Raw genomic sequence first — 18001 nt, 5'->3', positions numbered from 1 at the left:
CGCAGGCCCCCCGAGACCGCAGATGCACACGGCGCGATGATTCGCGCAGAGATTCCCTAGCGGTACACCGGTGCAATGGATGTTCTCGCAGCCTTTCGCTGGGCCGCCCAATCCAACACCTCATGCGCCGGCATGGGCCGTGCAATGCCGAAGCCCTGGGCACGCTCGCAGCCCAGCTCCAGCAGCCGGGCCGCCTGCTCGGCGGTCTCCACACCTTCAGCCACCGCATGGCGCTGGAAGGCCGCTGCCAGCGCGACGATGGCGCACACCAGCGTGAGGTCGTCCTCGTCGTCGAGGATGCCGCGCACGAACGACTGGTCGATCTTGATCGTCTCGGCCGGCAAGCTTTTCAGGTACGACAGCGATGAGAAACCGGTGCCGAAGTCGTCCAGCGCAAAGCGCACGCCGAGCGCCTGGCAGCTTTGCATCATGTGGCGCATGTACTGCATGTCTTCCAGCGCGGCGGATTCGAGGATCTCCAGCTCCAGCCGGGTGGGCGACACCTCGGGGCAGGTGTGCAGGATGTCTTTCAGGCGCTCGACGAAGTTGGGCCGGTGGAAGTGCCGCGCGGAGATGTTCACGCTGACCTCCCAGAGCATGCCGGCATCGGTCCAGTGGCGCATCTGGGTCAGCGCCTGGCGCAGCACCCATTCGCCCAGCTCCACCTCTAGCTCCGCGTCCTCGATGAGTGGCAGCACATGCTGCGGGCCCAGCAGGCCTTGCTCGGGGTGCTGCCAGCGCAGCAGGGCCTCCAGGCCCAGGATCTCGCCGGTGCGCAGGTGGACCTTGGGCTGGTAGTGCAGCACCAGCTCGCCCGCGTGCAGCGCCCGGGCCACGCGGGTCTGGCGGGTGTGCTGGGTCTGCACGGCATGGTCGAGCTGCACGTCGAACACGTGCATCTGGTTGCGCCCGAAACTCTTGGCCTGGCACATGGCCTGGTCGGCATGGCGCAGCAGGGTGTCGGGGTTGGCGTCGTCCTGCGGGAACACCGCCACGCCCACGCTCACGGTGGTGGTGATCACGCGGTCGTCGATGGCGTACGGCGCTGCCAGCTGCTGCATCAGCACGCGCACGCGGGATTCGACCGCCGGCACGTAGGCCTGCTCGCCCAGCAGCAGCACGAACTCGTCGCCGCCCATGCGCGCCACCGCATCCTGCGGCGTGATGAAGGCACCCAGGCGGCGGGCGGTTTCTTTCAGCAGCCGGTCGCCCACGCGGTTGCCGTGGGCGTCGTTCACGGCCTGGAAGTGGTCCAGGTCGAGCATGCACACGGCCAGCAGCAGACCCTTTTGCCGGGCCACGAAGATCGCGTGGGTCAGCCGCTCGGCCAGCGCGGCGCGGTTGTACAGGCCCGTGAGCGCGTCGTGCCGCGCGTGCCAGGAGATCTGGTGGCGCAGGTTGCGGGTTTCGGTCACGTCGCGGAACACCAGCACGCAGCCCACGGCCATGCCGTCGCCCTTGCGGATGGCCGAGGCGGTGTATTCGATGGCGTAGCGCTCGCCGGAGCGGTGGATCAGCAATTCGTGCGTGGCCTGCTGCAGCGCGCCGGGCACGGTGTCGCGCTCCGCGGCCGCGTTGGCATTGCGGCTGGCCGGGTCTTCGTACAGCCGGAACACGGTGTCGAGCTGCCGGCCCGTGGCCTGGTCGGCGTTGAAGCCGGTCATGAGCTGCGCGGCCTCGTTGATGGTTTCGATGCAGCCGGCCAGGTCGGTGGTGATCACGCCGTCGCCGATGGACGCAAGGGTGACTTCGGCACGCTCTTTTTCGGCCCGCAGGGCCTCTTGCGCGCGCTTGCGCTCGGTCACATCCACCAGCGTGCCGATGGTGCCCGCCAGCTCGCCGCTGGTGGTGGTGAACGGCGCCTCGTAGTAGGCCATGTCCCGCGGCGGGTGGTGGTTGGCCGGGCGGATGCGGATCTCGTTGTCCTGCGCCATCGCGATCTGGGCCGAGCGCTCGGGCGAGAGCTCCGGCGGGTAGAAGGTGCTGGGCGGCGCGGGGTGCGCCAGGTCCGCCCGGGGCTGGAAGAGCCGCTGCCAGGCGCGGTTCACATCCAGGTAGGCGCCCTTGGGGTCGCGCACGAACACCGGCAGGGGCAGGGCGTCGATGAGCTGGCGCGTGAAGTGCAGCTGCTCGCTTTGCAGGTGCTGGGTTTCGCGCAGCGACAGCACCAGCGACTGCACCTTGCCCGCCATGTCGTTGAAGGTGGCGGCCATGGCGCGTGATTCGAGCGTGCCGGTCACGTCCATGCGGGTGTCCAGACGGCCTTGGCGAAACGCGTCGGTGGCCTCGGCCAGACGGCGCAGCATGCGTGCGTTGGCGCGCAGCAGCAGCGTCAGCAGAAAGAAGATGGTGAAGATGTTCAGCGCCGAGATGCGCAGCTGCACCAGGACCGTTTTCCAGATCTGGCCCACCAGCGGCTCGGTGTGCAGCGACACCGTCAGGCGCCCGGGTTGTCCCGTCAGGGTGTTCTGCCCGAACTGCTGCACCAGCGGCCCGATATCTGTCCAGCGAGCGAACCAGTCGGGCGCGAGGGGGGCTGGGCGGGCGCTGGCCACCTGCACCGCCGGCTGGCTGCCCACGGTCCATTGCAGGGATTGCACGGCCGCCGCAGTCGCCAGGCTTTCCCTGAGGACGATGGCCGCGCCCTCCGCGTCGCCTGGCGGCAGCGCCGACAGGGCGGGCAGCAGCGAGTCGCCCATGCGGCGCAGCTCGCTGGTGGCGTGGCGGCTGGCCTCGGCCGTCTCCGTGGACAGCAGGTAGTGGTAGCGCACGGCGGTGACCACCAGGATGATCAGCACGATGGGCACGTACAGGCGGGGATACGTGCCCCGCCAGAGCCAGTTGCTGAGTTTTCCGGTGCGCATCGTGTGTGGCCTTCCCCAAAACCCGAAGGGTAAAAAATTGTTAATTAATTAATTCTTTGTGGGCGAGTCTAGCGCTTCGTGCGGGCAGGGCGCACGCGGAGCGTGCGATGGTGTGAGTTTTCGTGAGTATTGGATCTCGTCGGCACGGGCAGCACCCCGCACCAGCGCAATGCGCGCGCTCAGCGTGCGTTGAGAGGCGGTGGGTTCGAGTCCGCAGAGCGATGGCGGTGATCGCCGTGATCGCCCGTGCTCGGGCGGATGGCGTTGATGGGGGTTGGGGCGCTGATGGAGCGCGGACGCAGCCGCTGGGCTGCGCCGCCTGGCCGGTCACATCGACTGGGCCAGGATGTCGCGGTATTCCTCGGGCGTGGCCACGCGCGGGTTGGTCTTGTGGCAGTGGTCGGCCATCGCACCCTTGATGATGTCGTCGAACAGCGCCTCGGTCACGCCCAGGGCGGCCAGGCCCGTGGGCAGGCCCAGGCGGGCGTTCATGTCGCGGATGGCTTCGGGGATGTCGCCCGCGGCTGCCAGCCCCATGGCGTGGGCCATGCGCTCCAGGCGCCTGTCCTTTTGCACCGACTCGGCGCCCGCATTGAAGCGCACCACGGCCGGCAGGAACATGGCGTTGAGCGTGCCGTGGTGCAGTCGCGGGTTCACGCCGCCCAGGCTGTGGCTCAGCGAGTGCACCGCGCCCAGGCCTTTCTGGAAGGCCATCGCGCCCTGCATGCTGGCGCTCATCATCTGCAGGCGCGCGTCGCGGTCGCTGCCATTCTTGGTGGCGGGCTCGATGTGGGCCCAGCCGCGGGTGAGGCCGTCCAGCGCGATGCCGTCGGCCGGCGGGTTGAACGCAGCGGACATGAAGGTTTCCATGCAGTGCGCAATCGCATCCATGCCGGTGGCAGCGGTCAGGGCAGGGGGCAGGCCCAGCGTCAGCTCGGGGTCGCAGATGGCGGTCTTGGGCACCAGGTTCCAGGAGTGAAAACCGAGCTTGCGGTGGTCGTCCACGATGATGATCGCGCCGCGGGCCACCTCGCTGCCCGTGCCGCTGGTGGTGGGCACGGCGATCAGCGGCGCGGCGCGGTCGGTGATGCGCGGCGAGCCGCCCTCGATGGTGGCGTAGTGCGTCAGCGGCCCCTCGTGCGTGGCAGCAATCGCGATGCCCTTGGCGCAGTCGATGGCCGAGCCGCCGCCCACCGCGATCAGGCCGTCGCAGTCGTGGGCCTTGTACACCTCCACCGCAGCCCGCACGGCGGCCTCGGTGGGGTTGGCGGGGGTCTGGTCGAACACCGCCACGGGCAGGCCGGTCAGCGCATCCAGCGCCTTTTGCAGCACGCCCGCGGCCTTTACGCCAGGGTCAGTAACCACCAGCGGGCGCGTGATGCCCACGCGCTCGCACTCCTGCTTGAGCAACTGGACGGCGCCGAACTCGAACTGGATCTGGGTGACGTAGTAGATGAAAGCCATGGTGGTTGCAGAAGTTACGTTTACGATGGATCGCTGAAGCTGTCCGTTGCCGTGCCTGCGAAGCGAGACGGAGTCGGCCACTGCGCTGTGCGCGGGGCCGCTCTGCGAGGAGCGTGGAGTGCAGGCGCCGGACAGGTTCCAGGCACTCTACAACCCGGAGACACCGATGACCACTCAGCAAACCCTCATTTCCCTCGCTCTAGCGGGCGCGTCCGTCGCTTTTGCGACAGTCGCCCAGGCCGAATGCCTGACCGATGCGCAGGCCTCGGAACTCGTCGCCAACTACCTGGCCAAGACGCCCGCCGCAAACCTGGAGAACCTGTCCGATGCCGACGGCGCCTGCACCCGCGGCAAGGTCAACCAGCTGCTGGCGCAGCGGCTGGGCAAGGTGGTGGGCTACAAGGCCGGGCTCACCAACCCGGCGGTGCAAAAGCGCTTCAATACCGACAAGCCCGTGTGGGGCAAGCTCTACGAAGGCATGATCCTGCCAAGCGGTGCCTCGGTGGACGCGGCCTTCGGTGCCCGCCCGCTGTATGAAGCTGACATGCTAGTGCGCGTGAAAAGCGCCGCCATCAACCACGCGAAGACGCCCATGGAGGTGCTCGACGCGGTGGACCAGGTCATCCCCTTCATCGAACTGCCCGACCTGCTGGTGCAGGCACCGCCCAAGCTGAACGGCGCAGGCGTGAGCGCCATCAATGTGGGCGCGCGGCTGGGCGTGGCCGGCACGCCGCTGCCGGTGCCCGCCTACCGGGGCGAGCGCTTTGCGATGCTGCAGGCGCTGGCCGACATGAACGTGTCGCTCACCGACGCCAGCGGCGCGCGCCTGGGCGGCGGCAAGGGCAGCGACATTCTGGAGCACCCGCTCAATGCCGTCGTGTGGCTGGCCGGCGCGCTGCAGCAAGAGGGCCTGACCATGCAGCCGGGCGACCTCATCAGCCTGGGCTCTTTCTCGCCGCTGCTGCCGCCCAAGGCCGGCCTGTCGGTCACGGCCACCTACGACGGCCTGCCGGGTGCCGCGCCTGTGCGCCTGAGCTTCAAGTAAAACAAGACACCCTGCATGCGCCCGCGCCCCGCCCGTGCGGGGGAGGGCGCGGCTTTGCCAGAGATTTCCCATTGACCGCTGACCTGAACATCCACCACACCCGCCTGACCCCCCAGATGCGCAGCGTGCTCGAGCGCATGGCCCGCGCCGGGCACGCGCCGCTGCACACCCGATCGCCCCAGGATGCCCGCGTGGCCTACCAGGCCGGTGCCGACGTGCTGGAGGTGCCCAAGGCCCAGTTGGCACGCGTCGAAGACCTGACCATCCCGGCCCGCGACGGGTATGCGTTGCCCGTGCGGCTGTACGCCCCCAGCACGGACGCGGGCCTGCCGCTGCTGCTGTACACGCACGGCGGGGGCTTCACCATCGGCAACATCGCCACTCACGACATCCTGTGCCGTGAACTCGCGCGGCTGGCCGGGTGCATGGTGGTGTCGCTGGACTACCGGCTGGCGCCCGAATACCGCTTTCCGGTGGCCAGCAACGACGCCTGGGATGCGCTGGCCTGGCTGGCTGGCAATGGGGCCATGTGGGGCGCAGACACCGCCCGCCTGGCCGTGGGCGGCGACAGCGCGGGCGGCACGCTCGCCGCGGTGAACGCCATCCTGGCGCGCGATGCGGGCCTGCCGCTGGCACTGCAGATGCTGTTCTACCCCGGCTGCGCCGCGCACCAGGACACGCCGTCGCACACCACGTTTGCACGCGGCCTGGTGCTGGAAGAACCCGCCATCAGCTGGTTCTTCGGCCACTACGTGCAAAGCCGCGCCGAGCGCGAGGACTGGCGCTTTGCACCGCTGCTCGCGCCCGATGTGGATGGCGTGGCGCCCGCCTGGGTGGGCCTGGCCGAGTGCGACCCGCTGGTGGACGAAGGCGTGGACTATGCCGACAAGCTGCGCCTGGCGGGCGTGCCGGTAGACCTGGAGATCTACCGCGGCGTGACGCACGAATTCATCAAGATGGGCCGCGCCATCCCCGAGGCGCGCCAGGCCCATGCCGATGCGGCGCGCGCACTGCGCAGTGCCTTCGGCCTGGACTGACCCCTCACAACAATCCTTGGAGACAACGACACCATGCAACGCAGTGATTTCCGACTGTTCCACCGCCTGCGCGTGCGCTGGGCCGAGGTGGACATGCAAAAGATCGTGTTCAACGCCCACTACCTGATGTACATCGACACCGCCATGTCCGACTACTGGCGGGCGCTGGGGCTGCCTTACGAGAGCAGCATGCACGCCCTGGGCGGCGAAATGTACGTGAAGAAGGCGACAGTGGAATACCACGCGTCGGCGCGGCTCGACGACACGCTGGAGGTGGGCCTCAAATGCGCGCGCATCGGCACCTCGTCGTGCCTGTTCCAGGCGGGCATTTTCAGCGGCGACCGGCTGCTGATCTCGGCCGAGCTGGTCTATGTGTTCGCAGACCCGGCCACGCAGACCTCGCGGCCCGTGCCGCCCGCGCTGCGCGCCATCTTCGACAGCTTCGAGGCCGGCCACGACATGGCCGAAGTCAAGACCGGCGACTGGAACACGCTGGGCCGCGACGCGGGCCGCGTGCGCACCGATGTGTTCGTGCGCGAGCAGGGCATTCCGGCCGAGATCGAGGCCGATGCGCTCGATATCTCGGCGCGCCACGCAGTGCTCTACAACCGCCTGGGCATGCCGATAGCCGCAGGGCGCCTGCTGCAGCCCGAGCCCGGCGTCGGCCGCATCGGCCGCATGGCGGTGGACCGGTCCGTGCGCGGTGGACGCTGGGGCCGGCAACTGCTCAATGCCCTGGTGGGCGCGGCCAAAGCGCGGGGCGACACTGAGGTGCAACTGCACGCTCAGCGCAGCGCCGAAGGGTTTTACCGCCGCGCCGGGTTCACCGTGGTGGGCGATCCGTATGAAGAAGCCGGCATTGCGCACATTGCCATGGCCCAGCGGCTGTAGTGCCCCGCATGGGCACGGCCGTGTCACGGCTGGGTGCGGTGCCTGTGGATGCTATAAAAATATGAGCTGCTACCGCTCGACAGGCAAGCGGTAGAGCCACTTTTCACTTAAATATCGTCGAGCAGTGCGTAAGGCAGGGGCTGCAAAGACAGCGCCACTCCGTCCGCAGCGCCCACTTGCAGACTGTCCTGGGCGGCTGCGATCTGCAGCGACACGATGGCGTCGAAACCCCCCAACGGTGCTGCCGCGACCTGCACCACCGTGCCGCACGGCTGCTCCAGGTCGTTGGTGCTGAACACCTCGGCCCCGACGGCCACTTCATCGGCAGCGTGGGCCACGTAAGCCCGGCGCTTCAGCGTGCCGCGGAACTGGCTGCGCGCCACCACTTCCTGGCCGGGGTAGCAGCCCTTCTTGAAGTTCACGCCGCCCACGGATTCGTAGTTCAGCATCTGCGGCACAAAGGCTTCGACCACCGGGGTGGTCAACGTTGCGACGCCACTTCGGACCTCGCCCCAGGCCCACACGGCCGGGTCGATGGCTGTGCCCGTGGGCGCAGGGTCGGCCACCGGCGCCACCCACAGCGCGCGGGGCTGGCCGTCGGCGGGGTACAGGTGCACCACCGACGCGGCGCCCACGTCCGCCTTGGTCCAGGCGGGTTGCGCGCCCTGGGGCAGGGCCGTGACAGCATCGCCCGCCAGGCCGTACAGCGCGAAGTCGGCCGTCGCATCCGTCAGCTTGGCCTTGGCGCGCAGCACGAACATCGACAGGCGTTTGAGGGTGGGCGGCAGCAGGTCGGGGCTGCACAGCAGCAGGATCTCGGTGTCGCTGCGTTTGAAGCCGATGAAGGTGGCCTGCATGCGGCCCTTGGCCGACAGAAAGGCCGCGAGGCGAGCCTGGTCGTTGCCCAGCAGGGCGAAATCCTGGGTGAGCTGGCCGTGCAGGAACTTGGCGGCGTCGTCGCCTGCGACACGAATCACGCCCAGGTGGGACAGAGGGGCAATGCCGTTCAGAGGGTGGGTCATCGCTGAATTATGATGCCCGGTTCTACACATACATTCATCAGGGTTGTGCGACGTCTACTTGCTTTGATCTTGGTGGTTCTCATCGGTGCCGGTGGCGCCGCCTTCTGGTGGCTGCACCAGCCTCTTGCCATGGGCAGCGAGCCGCTGGAGCTGGCCATCGAGCCCGGCACCACGCCGCGCGGCATCGCCCGTGATGTGGTGGCCGCGGGTGCGCAGACCGATGCCCGGTTGCTGTACGCGTGGTTCCGCTTCTCGGGCCAGGACCGTGCCATGAAGGCCGGCAACTACGAAATCCCCCCCGGCACCACGCCGCGCAGCCTGCTCAACAAGCTGGTGCGCGGTGAAGAGTCTTTGCGTGCACTGACCCTGGTGGAGGGCTGGAACTGGCGCCAGGTGCGCCAGGCGCTGGCCAAGGAAGATCAGCTCAAGCACGACGCCGCGGCCTTGAGCGACGAGGCCCTGATGGCGCAACTGGGTCGCCCGGGCGTCGCGCCCGAAGGCCGGTTCTTCCCCGACACGTACGCCTATGCCAAGGGCTCCGGCGAGATCGCCCTGCTGCGCCGCGCCCTGCACGCCATGGACCGCAAGCTCGAAGCCGCCTGGGCCCAGCGCGCGGCGGACACGCCGCTCAAGTCGGCTGACGAGGCGCTCGTCCTGGCCAGCATCGTCGAGAAGGAAACCGGCCGCGCCAGCGACCGGGGGCAGATTTCTGGCGTGTTCACCAACCGGCTGCGCGTGGGCATGCTGCTGCAGACCGACCCCACCGTGATTTACGGCCTGGGCGAGAAGTTCGACGGCAACCTGCGCAAGCGCGACCTGTTGGCCGACACCCCCTGGAACACCTACACCCGCGCCGGCCTGCCGCCCACCCCCATTGCCATGCCCGGCAAGGCCGCGCTGGTGGCCGCGGTGCAGCCCGAAGCCACGCGTGCGCTGTACTTCGTGGCCAAGGGCGACGGCACCAGCCATTTCAGCGCGTCGCTCGAAGAACACAACCGCGCCGTGAACCGATACCAGAGGGGCGGGCAATGACCCAAGGCCTGTTCATCAGCTTCGAAGGCATCGACGGGGCGGGCAAGTCGTCGCACATCGAGGGCCTCGCCACCGCGTTTCGCGCGCAGGGCCGCACGGTCACCGTGAGCCGCGAGCCCGGCGGCACGCCGCTGGCCGAGAAGCTGCGCGAAATGGTGCTGGCCGACCCCATGGACGCGCTGACCGAGTCGCTGCTCATCTTTGCCGCCCGCCGCGACCATTTGCTCAATGTGATCGAACCTGCACTTGCGCGGGGTGAGGTGGTGCTGTGCGACCGCTTCACCGACGCCACGTTCGCCTATCAGGGCGCAGGCCGTGGCTTCGATGTGGGCGTGCTATCGACTTTGGAGCGCCTGGCGCAGACGGGGCTTGCGCCAGACGCCAGTTTGATGCGCGAACCGGATCTGACCGTGTGGTTCGATCTGGCCCCCGAAGTGGCCGCAGAGCGCCTGGCGGGTGCACGCGTTCCGGACCGTTTCGAGTCCCAGCCCGTCGAGTTCTTCCGCCGCGTATCGCAGGGCTATGCCGACCGCGCAGCCGCTGCGCCGCAGCGCTTTGCCCGGCTGGACGCCGCGCAGGACCGCCACCGCGTGTGGCAGCAGCTCACCAGCGTGTTCGTGCGCAAAGGGTGGCTGGCGATCATGGTGGCGTCGCAAGGAGGCCCGCGATGAGCACCGACGCTCCATCCGCCGCACTGGCCCCCTGGATCGCCGCCCAGCGCACCAGCCTGCTGGCGCAGCGCGGCCATGCCTGGCTGTTGCAGGGCCCGTCGGGCCTGGGCCAGTACACGCTCGGGCTGGAGATGGTGCGCGCCTGGCTGTGCGACACGCCCGGCCCGAACGGTGCCTGTGGCCAGTGCAGCAGCTGCCACGCCATCGAGGTGCGCACGCATGCCGACCTGTGCGTGCTGATGCCCGAGGTGCAGATGATGGCGCTGGGCTGGCCGCTGTCCGAAAAGGCGCAGGCCGACATCGACGACAAGAAGCGCAAGCCCAGCCGCGAGATCCGCGTGGAAGCCATGCGCGATGCGGTGGAGTTTTCGCAGCGCACGTCGGCACGGGGCCGCGGCAAGGCCGTGCTGGTGTACCCGGCCGAGCAGATGAACCACATCACGGCCAACGCGCTGCTCAAGACGCTGGAGGAGCCGCCGGGCGATGTGCGCTTTGTGCTGGCCAGCGAGGCAGCGCACCAGCTGCTGCCCACCATCCGCAGCCGCTGCCTGGGCCACGCGATGGCCTGGCCCGCAGAGGCCGAGATGCTGCAGTGGCTGCGCGGGCAGGGCGTGGCCGACGATGCGGCCAAGGCCTTCCTGCGCGCCGCAGGCGGCAGGCCCGACGATGCCTTGGCATGGGCCCAGTCCGGCCGCAGCCCGCAGGCGTGGTCTGCGCTGCCCCAGGCCATGGCCAAAGGCGACGTCACCGCGCTGGGCGACTGGGCGCCCGCCCAGGCCATCGATGCACTGCAAAAGCTCTGCCACGACCTGATGGCCGCGAGCGTGGGCGCCGCGCCACGCTACTTTGCGCCTGCCGACCTGCCCAAGGCCGTGCCGCCGCTGGGCGCGCTCACCCGCTGGTCGCGCGCGCTGGCCAAAGAGGCGCGCACGGCAGAGCATCCGTTCAACGCAGGGCTCATGCTGGAGGCGCTTGTGGCGCAGGCGCGAAACACCCTACACTCCAGGCAACCAGCCCCAGGCACCCAACCATGAGCAGTCCTTCCACCGCACCCCGCCCCAGCGTCATGCAGCTGGCCATCAAGGAAAAGGCGGCTTTGTATGCGGCCTACATTCCCTTTTTTGCCGAAGGGGGCATTTTTGTCCCCACCCAGCGCGACTACAAGCTGGGCGATGATGTGTACGTGCTGCTGACCCTGCCGGACGACACGCAGCGCTACCCCGTGGCGGGCCGCGTGGCCTGGGTGACGCCGGCCCGCGCTGCGGGCAACCGCACGCAGGGCGTGGGCATCCAGTTCCCCCGGGACGAAAAGTCGCGCCAGCTCAAGGTCAAGATCGAAGAGCTTCTGGGCACGGCCCTGGGCTCCGACCGTCCGACCCAGACCATCTGACACGGCCCCCGAGCCCGGTGCCGACCCGCGCAGGCGTGTCGGCATTTTTATTGGGGGCAGAACTTACGCGCGCCGGGGTGGTCGCACCAGTTGCGCTACCCGGCAACTCACCGGTCCGCCTCGTTTGTTATCGCTTCGTTTTCCTGATACCGCATGTACACCGACTCGCACTGCCATCTCAACTTTCCGGAACTGCTGAGCCAGTTGCCCGCCATTCGCCAGGCCATGGCCCAGGCGCAGGTGGACCGGGCCCTGTGCATCTGCACCACGCTGGAGGAGTTCGAGGGCGTTCACGCGCTGGCCACGGCCCACGACAACTTCTGGAGCACGGTGGGTGTGCACCCCGACAACGAGGGTGTGCAGGAGCCAACGGTGCAGGACCTGCTGACCCGCGCCGCGCTGCCCCGCGTGGTGGCCATCGGCGAGACGGGTCTTGACTACTACGGCATGGAAGACCGCAAGGGCGGCCGCAGCATTGCCGACCTGGAGTGGCAGCGCGACCGTTTTCGCAACCACATCCGCGCAGCGCGTACCTGCGCCAAGCCGTTGGTGATCCACACCCGCAGCGCATCGGACGACACGCTGGCCATCCTGCGGGAGGAGGGCGAGGACGGCGCCGGGAACATCGCCGGGGGCGTGTTCCACTGCTTCACCGAATCCATGCAGGTGGCCCGCGCCGCGCTGGACCTGGGCTACTACCTGTCGTTTTCGGGCATCGTCACCTTCAAGACCGCGCAGGAGCTGCGCGACGTGGTGGCCTATGTGCCGCTGGACCGCACATTGATTGAGACCGACAGCCCCTACCTGGCACCCGTGCCCCACCGCGGCAAGACCAACAGCCCGGCCTATGTGCCGTACGTGGCCCAGCAGGTGGCCCAGACCAAGGGCATCGCGGTGGAAGAGGTGGCCGAGGCCACCAGCCGCAATTTCGAAACCTTGTTCAAGGGGGTCACCGCATGACGAACGTGCACGCAGACGGCGCATCGCCCGCCATCGACATCACCATCACCATCACCACCGGAGCCGCTGCTGGTGCCGCAAACCCCACACGAACGCACCGCCGCAAGGTGCTGGCGGGTCTGGCTGCAGCCCTGTTCGCCCCCTGGGCCCAGGCCGGGGCCTACGAAGATTTCTTCTCGGCCATTCAGCGGGACGACGGCAATGCCATCACGGCCCTGCTGCGCCGCGGCTTCGATCCGAACACGCGCGACGCCAAGGGCCAGGCGGGCCTGTTGATTGCGCTGCAGAGCGACTCGCTCAAGGCCGTCGCGGCGCTGATGGCGGCACGCAACATCAAGGTCGAGGTGCGCAACGCGCAGGATGAAAGCCCGCTGATGCTGGCCGCCATCAAAGGCCAGGTCGACATCGTCAAGGCCTTGATCGCCCGTGATGCCGACGTGAACAAGACCGGCTGGGCGCCGCTGCACTATGCGGCATCCGCCGGCTCGGCTGCACACCGCCAGATCATTGCGCTGCTGCTGGAGAACCATGCCTACATCGACGCCGCATCGCCCAACGGCACCACGCCGCTGATGATGGCGGCGCACTACGCGTCCCTGGAGTCGGTGCAACTGCTGCTGGACGAAGGCGCAGACCCTACGCTCAAGAACCAGCTGGGCCTGACCGCGGCCGACTTCGCGATGCGCGTGAACCGCACGGACTCGGCCGCGAAGATTGCGGAGGCGCTGCGGCGCCGGCAGCCCAATCGCGGCCAGTGGTAGGGTGGGTTGGGGAGGGCAGGGGGCAATGGTGAAGTAGGGCCGCATCGAGCGGCGCCTCCTGACGGAGGTCCCTGGCTACCGGCCCCTTCATGCCCTGGAGCGTTGCCTGGGACGTTGTGCGGTGCTACTCCACACGCCGCCGCCTCTGACGCGTGCGCGTTCTCTGCGCAGCCGTCTCAGCCCAGCGGAGCGGCTTCACCCGATGCCGGGCGTGACTGCAGGCGCGCGTAGAGCCCGCCCTGCGCCATCAGTTCGGCATGCGTTCCCTGCTCGGCAATGCGGCCGCGCTCCATCACCACCACGCGGTCGGCATGTTCGATGGTGGACAGGCGGTGCGCAATCACCAGCGTGGTCCGGCCCTGCATCAGGCGTTGCAGCGCGTCCTGCACCAGACGCTCCGACTCGGTGTCCAGCGCCGATGTGGCTTCGTCCAGGATGAGGATCGGCGCGTCCTTGTAGAGCGCCCGTGCAATGGCCAGCCGCTGGCGCTGCCCGCCCGACAGCTGCGTGGCGTTGTGGCCCACCACCGTGTGGATGCCCTGGGGCAGGGCGGCCACGTGGGCGGCCAGGTTGGCGGCGTCCAGGCAGTCGAGCACGCGCTGCTCGTCCACGGCGTGGCCCAGCGCCACGTTCGCGGCAATGGTGTCGTTGAACATGACCACGTCCTGGCTCACCATCGCAAACTGCGAACGCAGCGAGCCCAGGTCCCAGTCGGGCAGCGGCTGCCCGTCCACCAGAATCTCGCCGGCCGACGGCATCACGAACCGCGGCAGCAGGTTGACCAGCGTGGTCTTGCCCGCGCCCGACGGCCCCACCAGCGCCACGATTTCACCGGGAGCCACCCGCAGGCTGACCTGGTCCAGGGCCGGCGCGTGGTCTGGCCCGAAAGACACGGACACGCGGTTCAGTGCCAGCTCGCCCTTCACGCGGTCGGTGCGGTACTGGCCGCCACTCTCGGCGCCCGTATCGCCCAGGAGGGCCAACCCCCTCTCCAGCGCGGCGACGCCGCGCGTGACGGGGCTGGCGACATCGGCCAGGCGCCGGATGGGCGCGATGAGCATCAGCATGGCCGTGATGAACGACACGAATCCGCCCACCGTGACGTCCTTGGTGTCCACCGCGCCACGGCTTTGCCACAGCGCGATGCAGATCACCACCGACAGTGCGGCGGCTGCCAGCAGCTGTGTGAGGGGCGTCATGGCGGCCGATGCGATGGTGGACTTGATGGCCAGGCGCCGCAGGCTGCCGCTCAGCCCTGCAAAACGCTCCGCCTGGCCCTCTTGCGCGCCATGCAGGCGCACCATGCGGTGGGCCAGCACGTTTTCTTCCACCACATAGGCCAGTTCGTCCGTGGCCTGCTGGCTGCTCTTGGTCAGGTGGTACAGCCGTTTTGACAGGGTCTTCATGATCCAGGCCACGCCGGGCACCACCACCGCCACGATCAGCGTGAGCTGCCAGTTGAGGTACAGCAGGTAAAACAGCAGGGCCAGCAGCGTGAAGCCGTCGCGCGACAGCCCCATCAGCGCCTGCACCAGCAGCGTGGCGCCGGTCTGCACCTCGTACACCACGGTGTTGGACAGCGCGCTGGCCGACTGGCGCGTGAACAGGCCCATCTCGGCCGCAAGCACGCGGTCGAACAAGGACTGGCGCAGTATCAGCATGCCTTCGTTGGCGATGCGCGCCAGGGCGTACTGCCCGACGAACTGGGCCAGGCCCCGCACGAAGAAGATCCCCAGAATGGCCAGCGGCACCATCCACAGCTGCAGGGTGCCCTGGGTGAAGCCCCGGTCCAGCAGCGGCTGCAGCAGGGCGGGTATGAGCGGTTCGGTGATGGCCCCGATGAGCGTCGCCGCAATCGCCAGGCTCCAGGCCAGCCGCTGGTTGCCAAAGTAAACGGATAACCGTTTAAGGCGTGTGGTCAGGCTGGCAGGGGGGGCGACGGGGGCTGGGGCGGGCGCGGCGCCTGGGTTGGTGGCTTGCATGTGCGGCCGATTCTACGTTTGTGCCTGCAGCCGGCCGCAGTGTGCCGCCGCGCTGCATGTCAAAAAAATGAGCACCCTTTGCAGGACTGGCGCACAGTTTGTCACAGGGGTTTTCCCGCTGTGTGTAACATTCGGGGTTGCTCAGAGCCTGTTCAATGTCCTGTTCGGCCAATGCTGGATGCCAATGACCACAGATCGAATCCCATCTCAAAAACCTTCCGCGGCCCTGCCGCACCCCCTGCGCCGCCACGTGCTGGCCGCGCTGATCGCCACACCCGCCGTTCCGGCCCTTGCGCAGTTTCGCGTCGAGGTCACGGGTGTGGGTCTCACCCAGTTGCCCATCGCCATAGCGCCGTTCCGGGGCGAAGCGCAGGCACCCCAGAAGATCGCTGCCATCGTGCAGGCCGACCTGGAGCGCAGCGGCCAGTTCCGCGCCGTCGACGCCACGGGTGCCGCGCTGGACGAAACGGCCCGCCCGGACGTCGCCCTGTGGCGCCAGAAAAGCGCCGATTCGCTGGCCACCGGCAGCATCACGCGGCTGTTCGATGGCCGTTTCGACATCCGCTTTAGGCTGTGGGACGTCGTCAAGGGCCAGGACCTGGGTGGCCAGAGCTTCGTCGTCACGCAGGGAGACCTGCGCCTGGTGGCCCACCGCATCGCGGACTTCATCTACGAAAAGCTCACCGGTGAGCGCGGCATTTTCTCGACGCGCATCGCCTACGTCACCAAGACCGGCCCGCGCTACAGCCTGTGGGTGGCCGATGCCGATGGCGAAAACTCGCAATCGGCCCTGTCCAGCCCCGAGCCCATCATCTCGCCTGCCTGGTCCCCCAATGGCGGCCAGCTGGCGTACGTGTCGTTCGAGTCGCGCAAGCCGGTGGTGTACGTGCACGACGTCGCATCGGGCCGCCGCCGCCTGATCGCCAACTTCCGCGGCTCCAACAGTGCGCCGGCCTGGGCGCCGGACGGCCGCTCGCTGGCGGTCACGTTGAGCCGCGATGGCGGCTCCCAGCTGTACACCATCGACGCCAACGGCGGTGAGCCACGCCGTCTGATGCAAAGCGCGGGCATCGACACCGAGCCCGTGTACTCGGGCGACGGCCGCAGCATCTATTTCGTGAGCGACCGCGGCGGTGCGCCGCAGATCTACAAGGTGACCGCATCCGGCGGCAACGCCGAGCGCGTGACCTTCACCGGGTCCTACAACATCTCGCCGAGCGTGAGCCCTGACGGTAAGTGGTTGGCCTACATCTCCCGTGTGGGCGGCGCCTTCAAGCTCCACGTCATGGATTTGTCCACCGGCACGGTGAATGCCGTGACGGACTCGACGGCCGATGAAAACCCCAGCTTTGCGCCCAACAGCCGCCTGATCGTCTACGCGACCCAGCAGCAAGGCCGCGAAGCGCTCATGACCACCACGCTCGACGGCAAGATCAAGGCGCGACTGGCAGGGCAGGCTGGCGACATCCGCGAACCGGACTGGGGTCCGTTTCAAAAGCAGTGAACTAATTTTCAGTTTCAGTTATCAAGTTTTCAGGAGAATTTTGGATGATCAAACGCTTTACCCTCGCCCTTTCCATCGTCGCGCTCATGGCTGGTTGCAGCTCCGGTGTGAAGCTGGATGATGTGCCTGTCGAAGACAAGAACGCTACCTCGACCATGGGCGCGAACAACAGTGGCGCCAATTCCGGCAACACGGCGCAAAGCGGTGTGGCCGGTGTGGACCTGGGCCAATCGGCGCGTGACGCGGCAGGCCCCCAGGGCGTGGCCCGCATCGTGTATTTCGACTACGACAGCTACGTGATCAAGCCTGAATTCCAGTCGCTGATCGAAGCGCACTCCCGCTTCATCAAGTCCGGCGGCAACCGCAAGGTCATGATCGAAGGCCACACCGACGACCGCGGCGGCCGTGAGTACAACCTGGCACTGGGCCAAAAGCGTGCAGAAGCCGTGCGCCGTTCGCTGGGCCTGCTGGGCGTGCCGGACAACCAGATCGAAGCGGTGAGCTTCGGCAAGGAAAAGCCCGCAGCGGCGGGCAACTCGGAAGACGCGCACGCGCAAAACCGCCGCGCTGAACTGTCCTATCGTTGATGCGCGCGTTGTCCTTTTCTTTTCCCCGCAAGGCGCTGGCTGCCGCCGCTTTGCTGGCGGTCTTCGTGCCGGCAAGCCATGCGGCACTCTTCGAGGACGATGAAGCACGCCGTGCCATCCTGGAGATGCGCCAGCGGGTCGATGGCCTGCAGGCCGCCCAGCAGCGTTCTTCGGACGAGGTGCGCAGGCTGGGCGAAGACAACAGCCAGCTGCGCCGCAGTTTGCTCGACCTGCAGACGCAGATCGAGACCCTGCGCGTGGAGCAGTCCAAGCTGCGCGGCCAGAACGAGCAATTGCTGCGTGATGCGGCCGACCTGCAAAAGCGGCAAAAGGACATCGCCCAGGGCGTGGACGAGCGCCTGCGGCAGTTCGAGCCCGTGAAGGTGACGCAGGACGGCCAGGAATTCCAGGCCGACCCGGCTGAAAAACGGGACTTCGACGCCGCACTGGCCGTGTTCCGATCGGGCAAGTTTCCGGACGCCAGTGCCGCCTTTGCCGCCTTCGTGCGGCAATACCCTCGCAGCGGCTTTGTGCCATCGGCCCGCTTCTGGCTCGGCAATGCCCAGTACGCGACGCGCGACTACAAGGAATCCATCAACAACTTCAAGTTGATGCTGGCAGACGCGCCGACCCACGCGCGCGCGCCGGAAGCCGCCTTGTCGATCGCCAACTGCCAGATCGAGCTCAAGGACACCCGTGCGGCCCGCAAGACGCTGGAAGATCTGGTGAAGGCCTATCCCCAGTCTGAAGCCGCCATGGCGGCCAAAGAGCGTCTCGCGCGCCTGAAGTAG

Annotated in this window: 16 protein-coding genes; 12 read left to right on the top strand and 4 right to left on the bottom strand. The window is 68.0% G+C overall.

From position 1 onward, the window contains the following. Nucleotides 1-56: 56 nt before the first annotated feature. Both ACSQ3D_RS24105 and ACSQ3D_RS24100 read right to left on the bottom strand, forming a co-directional pair. Nucleotides 57-2864 carry a bifunctional diguanylate cyclase/phosphodiesterase gene (locus ACSQ3D_RS24105; protein WP_436128546.1) on the bottom strand — a complete coding sequence of 936 codons (2808 nt, stop codon included), beginning with the start codon at nucleotides 2862-2864 and terminating at the stop codon, nucleotides 57-59. Between the two features lie 327 nt (nucleotides 2865-3191). Continuing rightward, on the bottom strand, nucleotides 3192-4328 hold the full coding sequence (locus ACSQ3D_RS24100) for an iron-containing alcohol dehydrogenase (protein ID WP_436128545.1): 1137 nt from the start codon (nucleotides 4326-4328) through the stop codon (nucleotides 3192-3194). 166 nt (nucleotides 4329-4494) lie between these two features. On the opposite strand from ACSQ3D_RS24100, the gene ACSQ3D_RS24095 reads away from it, so the two are divergent. The 3 genes from ACSQ3D_RS24095 (at nucleotide 4495) to ACSQ3D_RS24085 (ending at nucleotide 7301) form a co-directional block, all read left to right on the top strand. Then, nucleotides 4495-5373: a 2-keto-4-pentenoate hydratase gene (locus ACSQ3D_RS24095; RefSeq protein ID WP_056419520.1), complete on the top strand. Its 879-nt coding sequence runs from the start codon at nucleotides 4495-4497 to the stop codon at nucleotides 5371-5373. Between the two features lie 116 nt (nucleotides 5374-5489). Continuing rightward, nucleotides 5490-6410 (top strand): alpha/beta hydrolase, encoded by a 921-nt coding sequence (locus ACSQ3D_RS24090; RefSeq protein ID WP_436128548.1) that lies wholly within the window; start codon nucleotides 5490-5492, stop codon nucleotides 6408-6410. A 33-nt stretch (nucleotides 6411-6443) separates the two neighbouring features. Continuing rightward, complete coding sequence (locus ACSQ3D_RS24085) at nucleotides 6444-7301, top strand: YbgC/FadM family acyl-CoA thioesterase (RefSeq protein WP_436128544.1); 858 nt, start codon at nucleotides 6444-6446, stop codon at nucleotides 7299-7301. A gap of 107 nt (nucleotides 7302-7408) precedes the next feature. Here the strand turns inward: ACSQ3D_RS24085 and ygfZ are convergent, their stop codons facing one another. Further along, entirely contained in the window at nucleotides 7409-8323 is a 915-nt protein-coding gene (gene ygfZ / locus ACSQ3D_RS24080) for a CAF17-like 4Fe-4S cluster assembly/insertion protein YgfZ (protein ID WP_436128543.1), read from the bottom strand. Between the two features lie 45 nt (nucleotides 8324-8368). On the opposite strand from ygfZ, the gene mltG reads away from it, so the two are divergent. The 6 genes from mltG (at nucleotide 8369) to ACSQ3D_RS24050 (ending at nucleotide 13137) form a co-directional block, all read left to right on the top strand. Beyond that, the gene (mltG, locus tag ACSQ3D_RS24075) at nucleotides 8369-9355 is read left to right on the top strand and encodes an endolytic transglycosylase MltG (protein ID WP_436128542.1); all 987 of its coding nucleotides are present in this window, start codon (nucleotides 8369-8371) and stop codon (nucleotides 9353-9355) included. Beyond that, complete coding sequence (gene tmk / locus ACSQ3D_RS24070) at nucleotides 9352-10026, top strand: dTMP kinase (protein WP_436128541.1); 675 nt, start codon at nucleotides 9352-9354, stop codon at nucleotides 10024-10026. The genes mltG and tmk overlap by 4 nt, the downstream gene beginning before the upstream one ends. Then, complete coding sequence (locus ACSQ3D_RS24065) at nucleotides 10023-11060, top strand: DNA polymerase III subunit delta' (protein ID WP_436128540.1); 1038 nt, start codon at nucleotides 10023-10025, stop codon at nucleotides 11058-11060. Before tmk ends, ACSQ3D_RS24065 begins: the two co-directional genes overlap by 4 nt. Next, a complete protein-coding gene (locus ACSQ3D_RS24060) occupies nucleotides 11057-11416 on the top strand; it encodes a PilZ domain-containing protein (protein ID WP_056165485.1) in 360 nt (119 codons plus the stop codon). The genes ACSQ3D_RS24065 and ACSQ3D_RS24060 overlap by 4 nt, the downstream gene beginning before the upstream one ends. Nucleotides 11417-11569: 153 nt before the next feature. Continuing rightward, nucleotides 11570-12376 carry a TatD family hydrolase gene (locus ACSQ3D_RS24055; protein ID WP_436128539.1) on the top strand — a complete coding sequence of 269 codons (807 nt, stop codon included), beginning with the start codon at nucleotides 11570-11572 and terminating at the stop codon, nucleotides 12374-12376. After that, nucleotides 12373-13137 carry an ankyrin repeat domain-containing protein gene (locus ACSQ3D_RS24050; RefSeq protein ID WP_436128538.1) on the top strand — a complete coding sequence of 255 codons (765 nt, stop codon included), beginning with the start codon at nucleotides 12373-12375 and terminating at the stop codon, nucleotides 13135-13137. The genes ACSQ3D_RS24055 and ACSQ3D_RS24050 overlap by 4 nt, the downstream gene beginning before the upstream one ends. Nucleotides 13138-13313: 176 nt before the next feature. On the opposite strand, the gene msbA is transcribed toward ACSQ3D_RS24050, so the two are convergent. Then, the gene (msbA, locus tag ACSQ3D_RS24045) at nucleotides 13314-15119 is read right to left on the bottom strand and encodes a lipid A export permease/ATP-binding protein MsbA (RefSeq protein WP_436128537.1); all 1806 of its coding nucleotides are present in this window, start codon (nucleotides 15117-15119) and stop codon (nucleotides 13314-13316) included. 184 nt (nucleotides 15120-15303) lie between these two features. Here msbA and tolB point away from each other — a divergent pair, with 184 nt between their 5' ends. Genes tolB through ybgF form a run of 3 tightly spaced genes read left to right on the top strand, consistent with a single transcriptional unit; the run spans nucleotide 15304 to nucleotide 18001 of the window. After that, nucleotides 15304-16623 (top strand): Tol-Pal system beta propeller repeat protein TolB, encoded by a 1320-nt coding sequence (gene tolB, locus ACSQ3D_RS24040; protein WP_436128536.1) that lies wholly within the window; start codon nucleotides 15304-15306, stop codon nucleotides 16621-16623. A 44-nt stretch (nucleotides 16624-16667) separates the two neighbouring features. Further along, complete coding sequence (gene pal / locus ACSQ3D_RS24035; RefSeq protein WP_396505232.1) at nucleotides 16668-17210, top strand: peptidoglycan-associated lipoprotein Pal; 543 nt, start codon at nucleotides 16668-16670, stop codon at nucleotides 17208-17210. Further along, nucleotides 17210-18001, top strand: a complete 792-nt coding sequence (ybgF, locus tag ACSQ3D_RS24030; RefSeq protein WP_436128535.1) for a tol-pal system protein YbgF — start codon at nucleotides 17210-17212, stop codon at nucleotides 17999-18001. Before pal ends, ybgF begins: the two co-directional genes overlap by 1 nt.

It is taken from the genome of Acidovorax sp. LjRoot117 (assembly GCF_964252695.1).
Lineage (GTDB): Bacteria > Pseudomonadota > Gammaproteobacteria > Burkholderiales > Burkholderiaceae_C > Acidovorax.
This window is presented reverse-complemented; position numbering and strand designations above follow the sequence as displayed.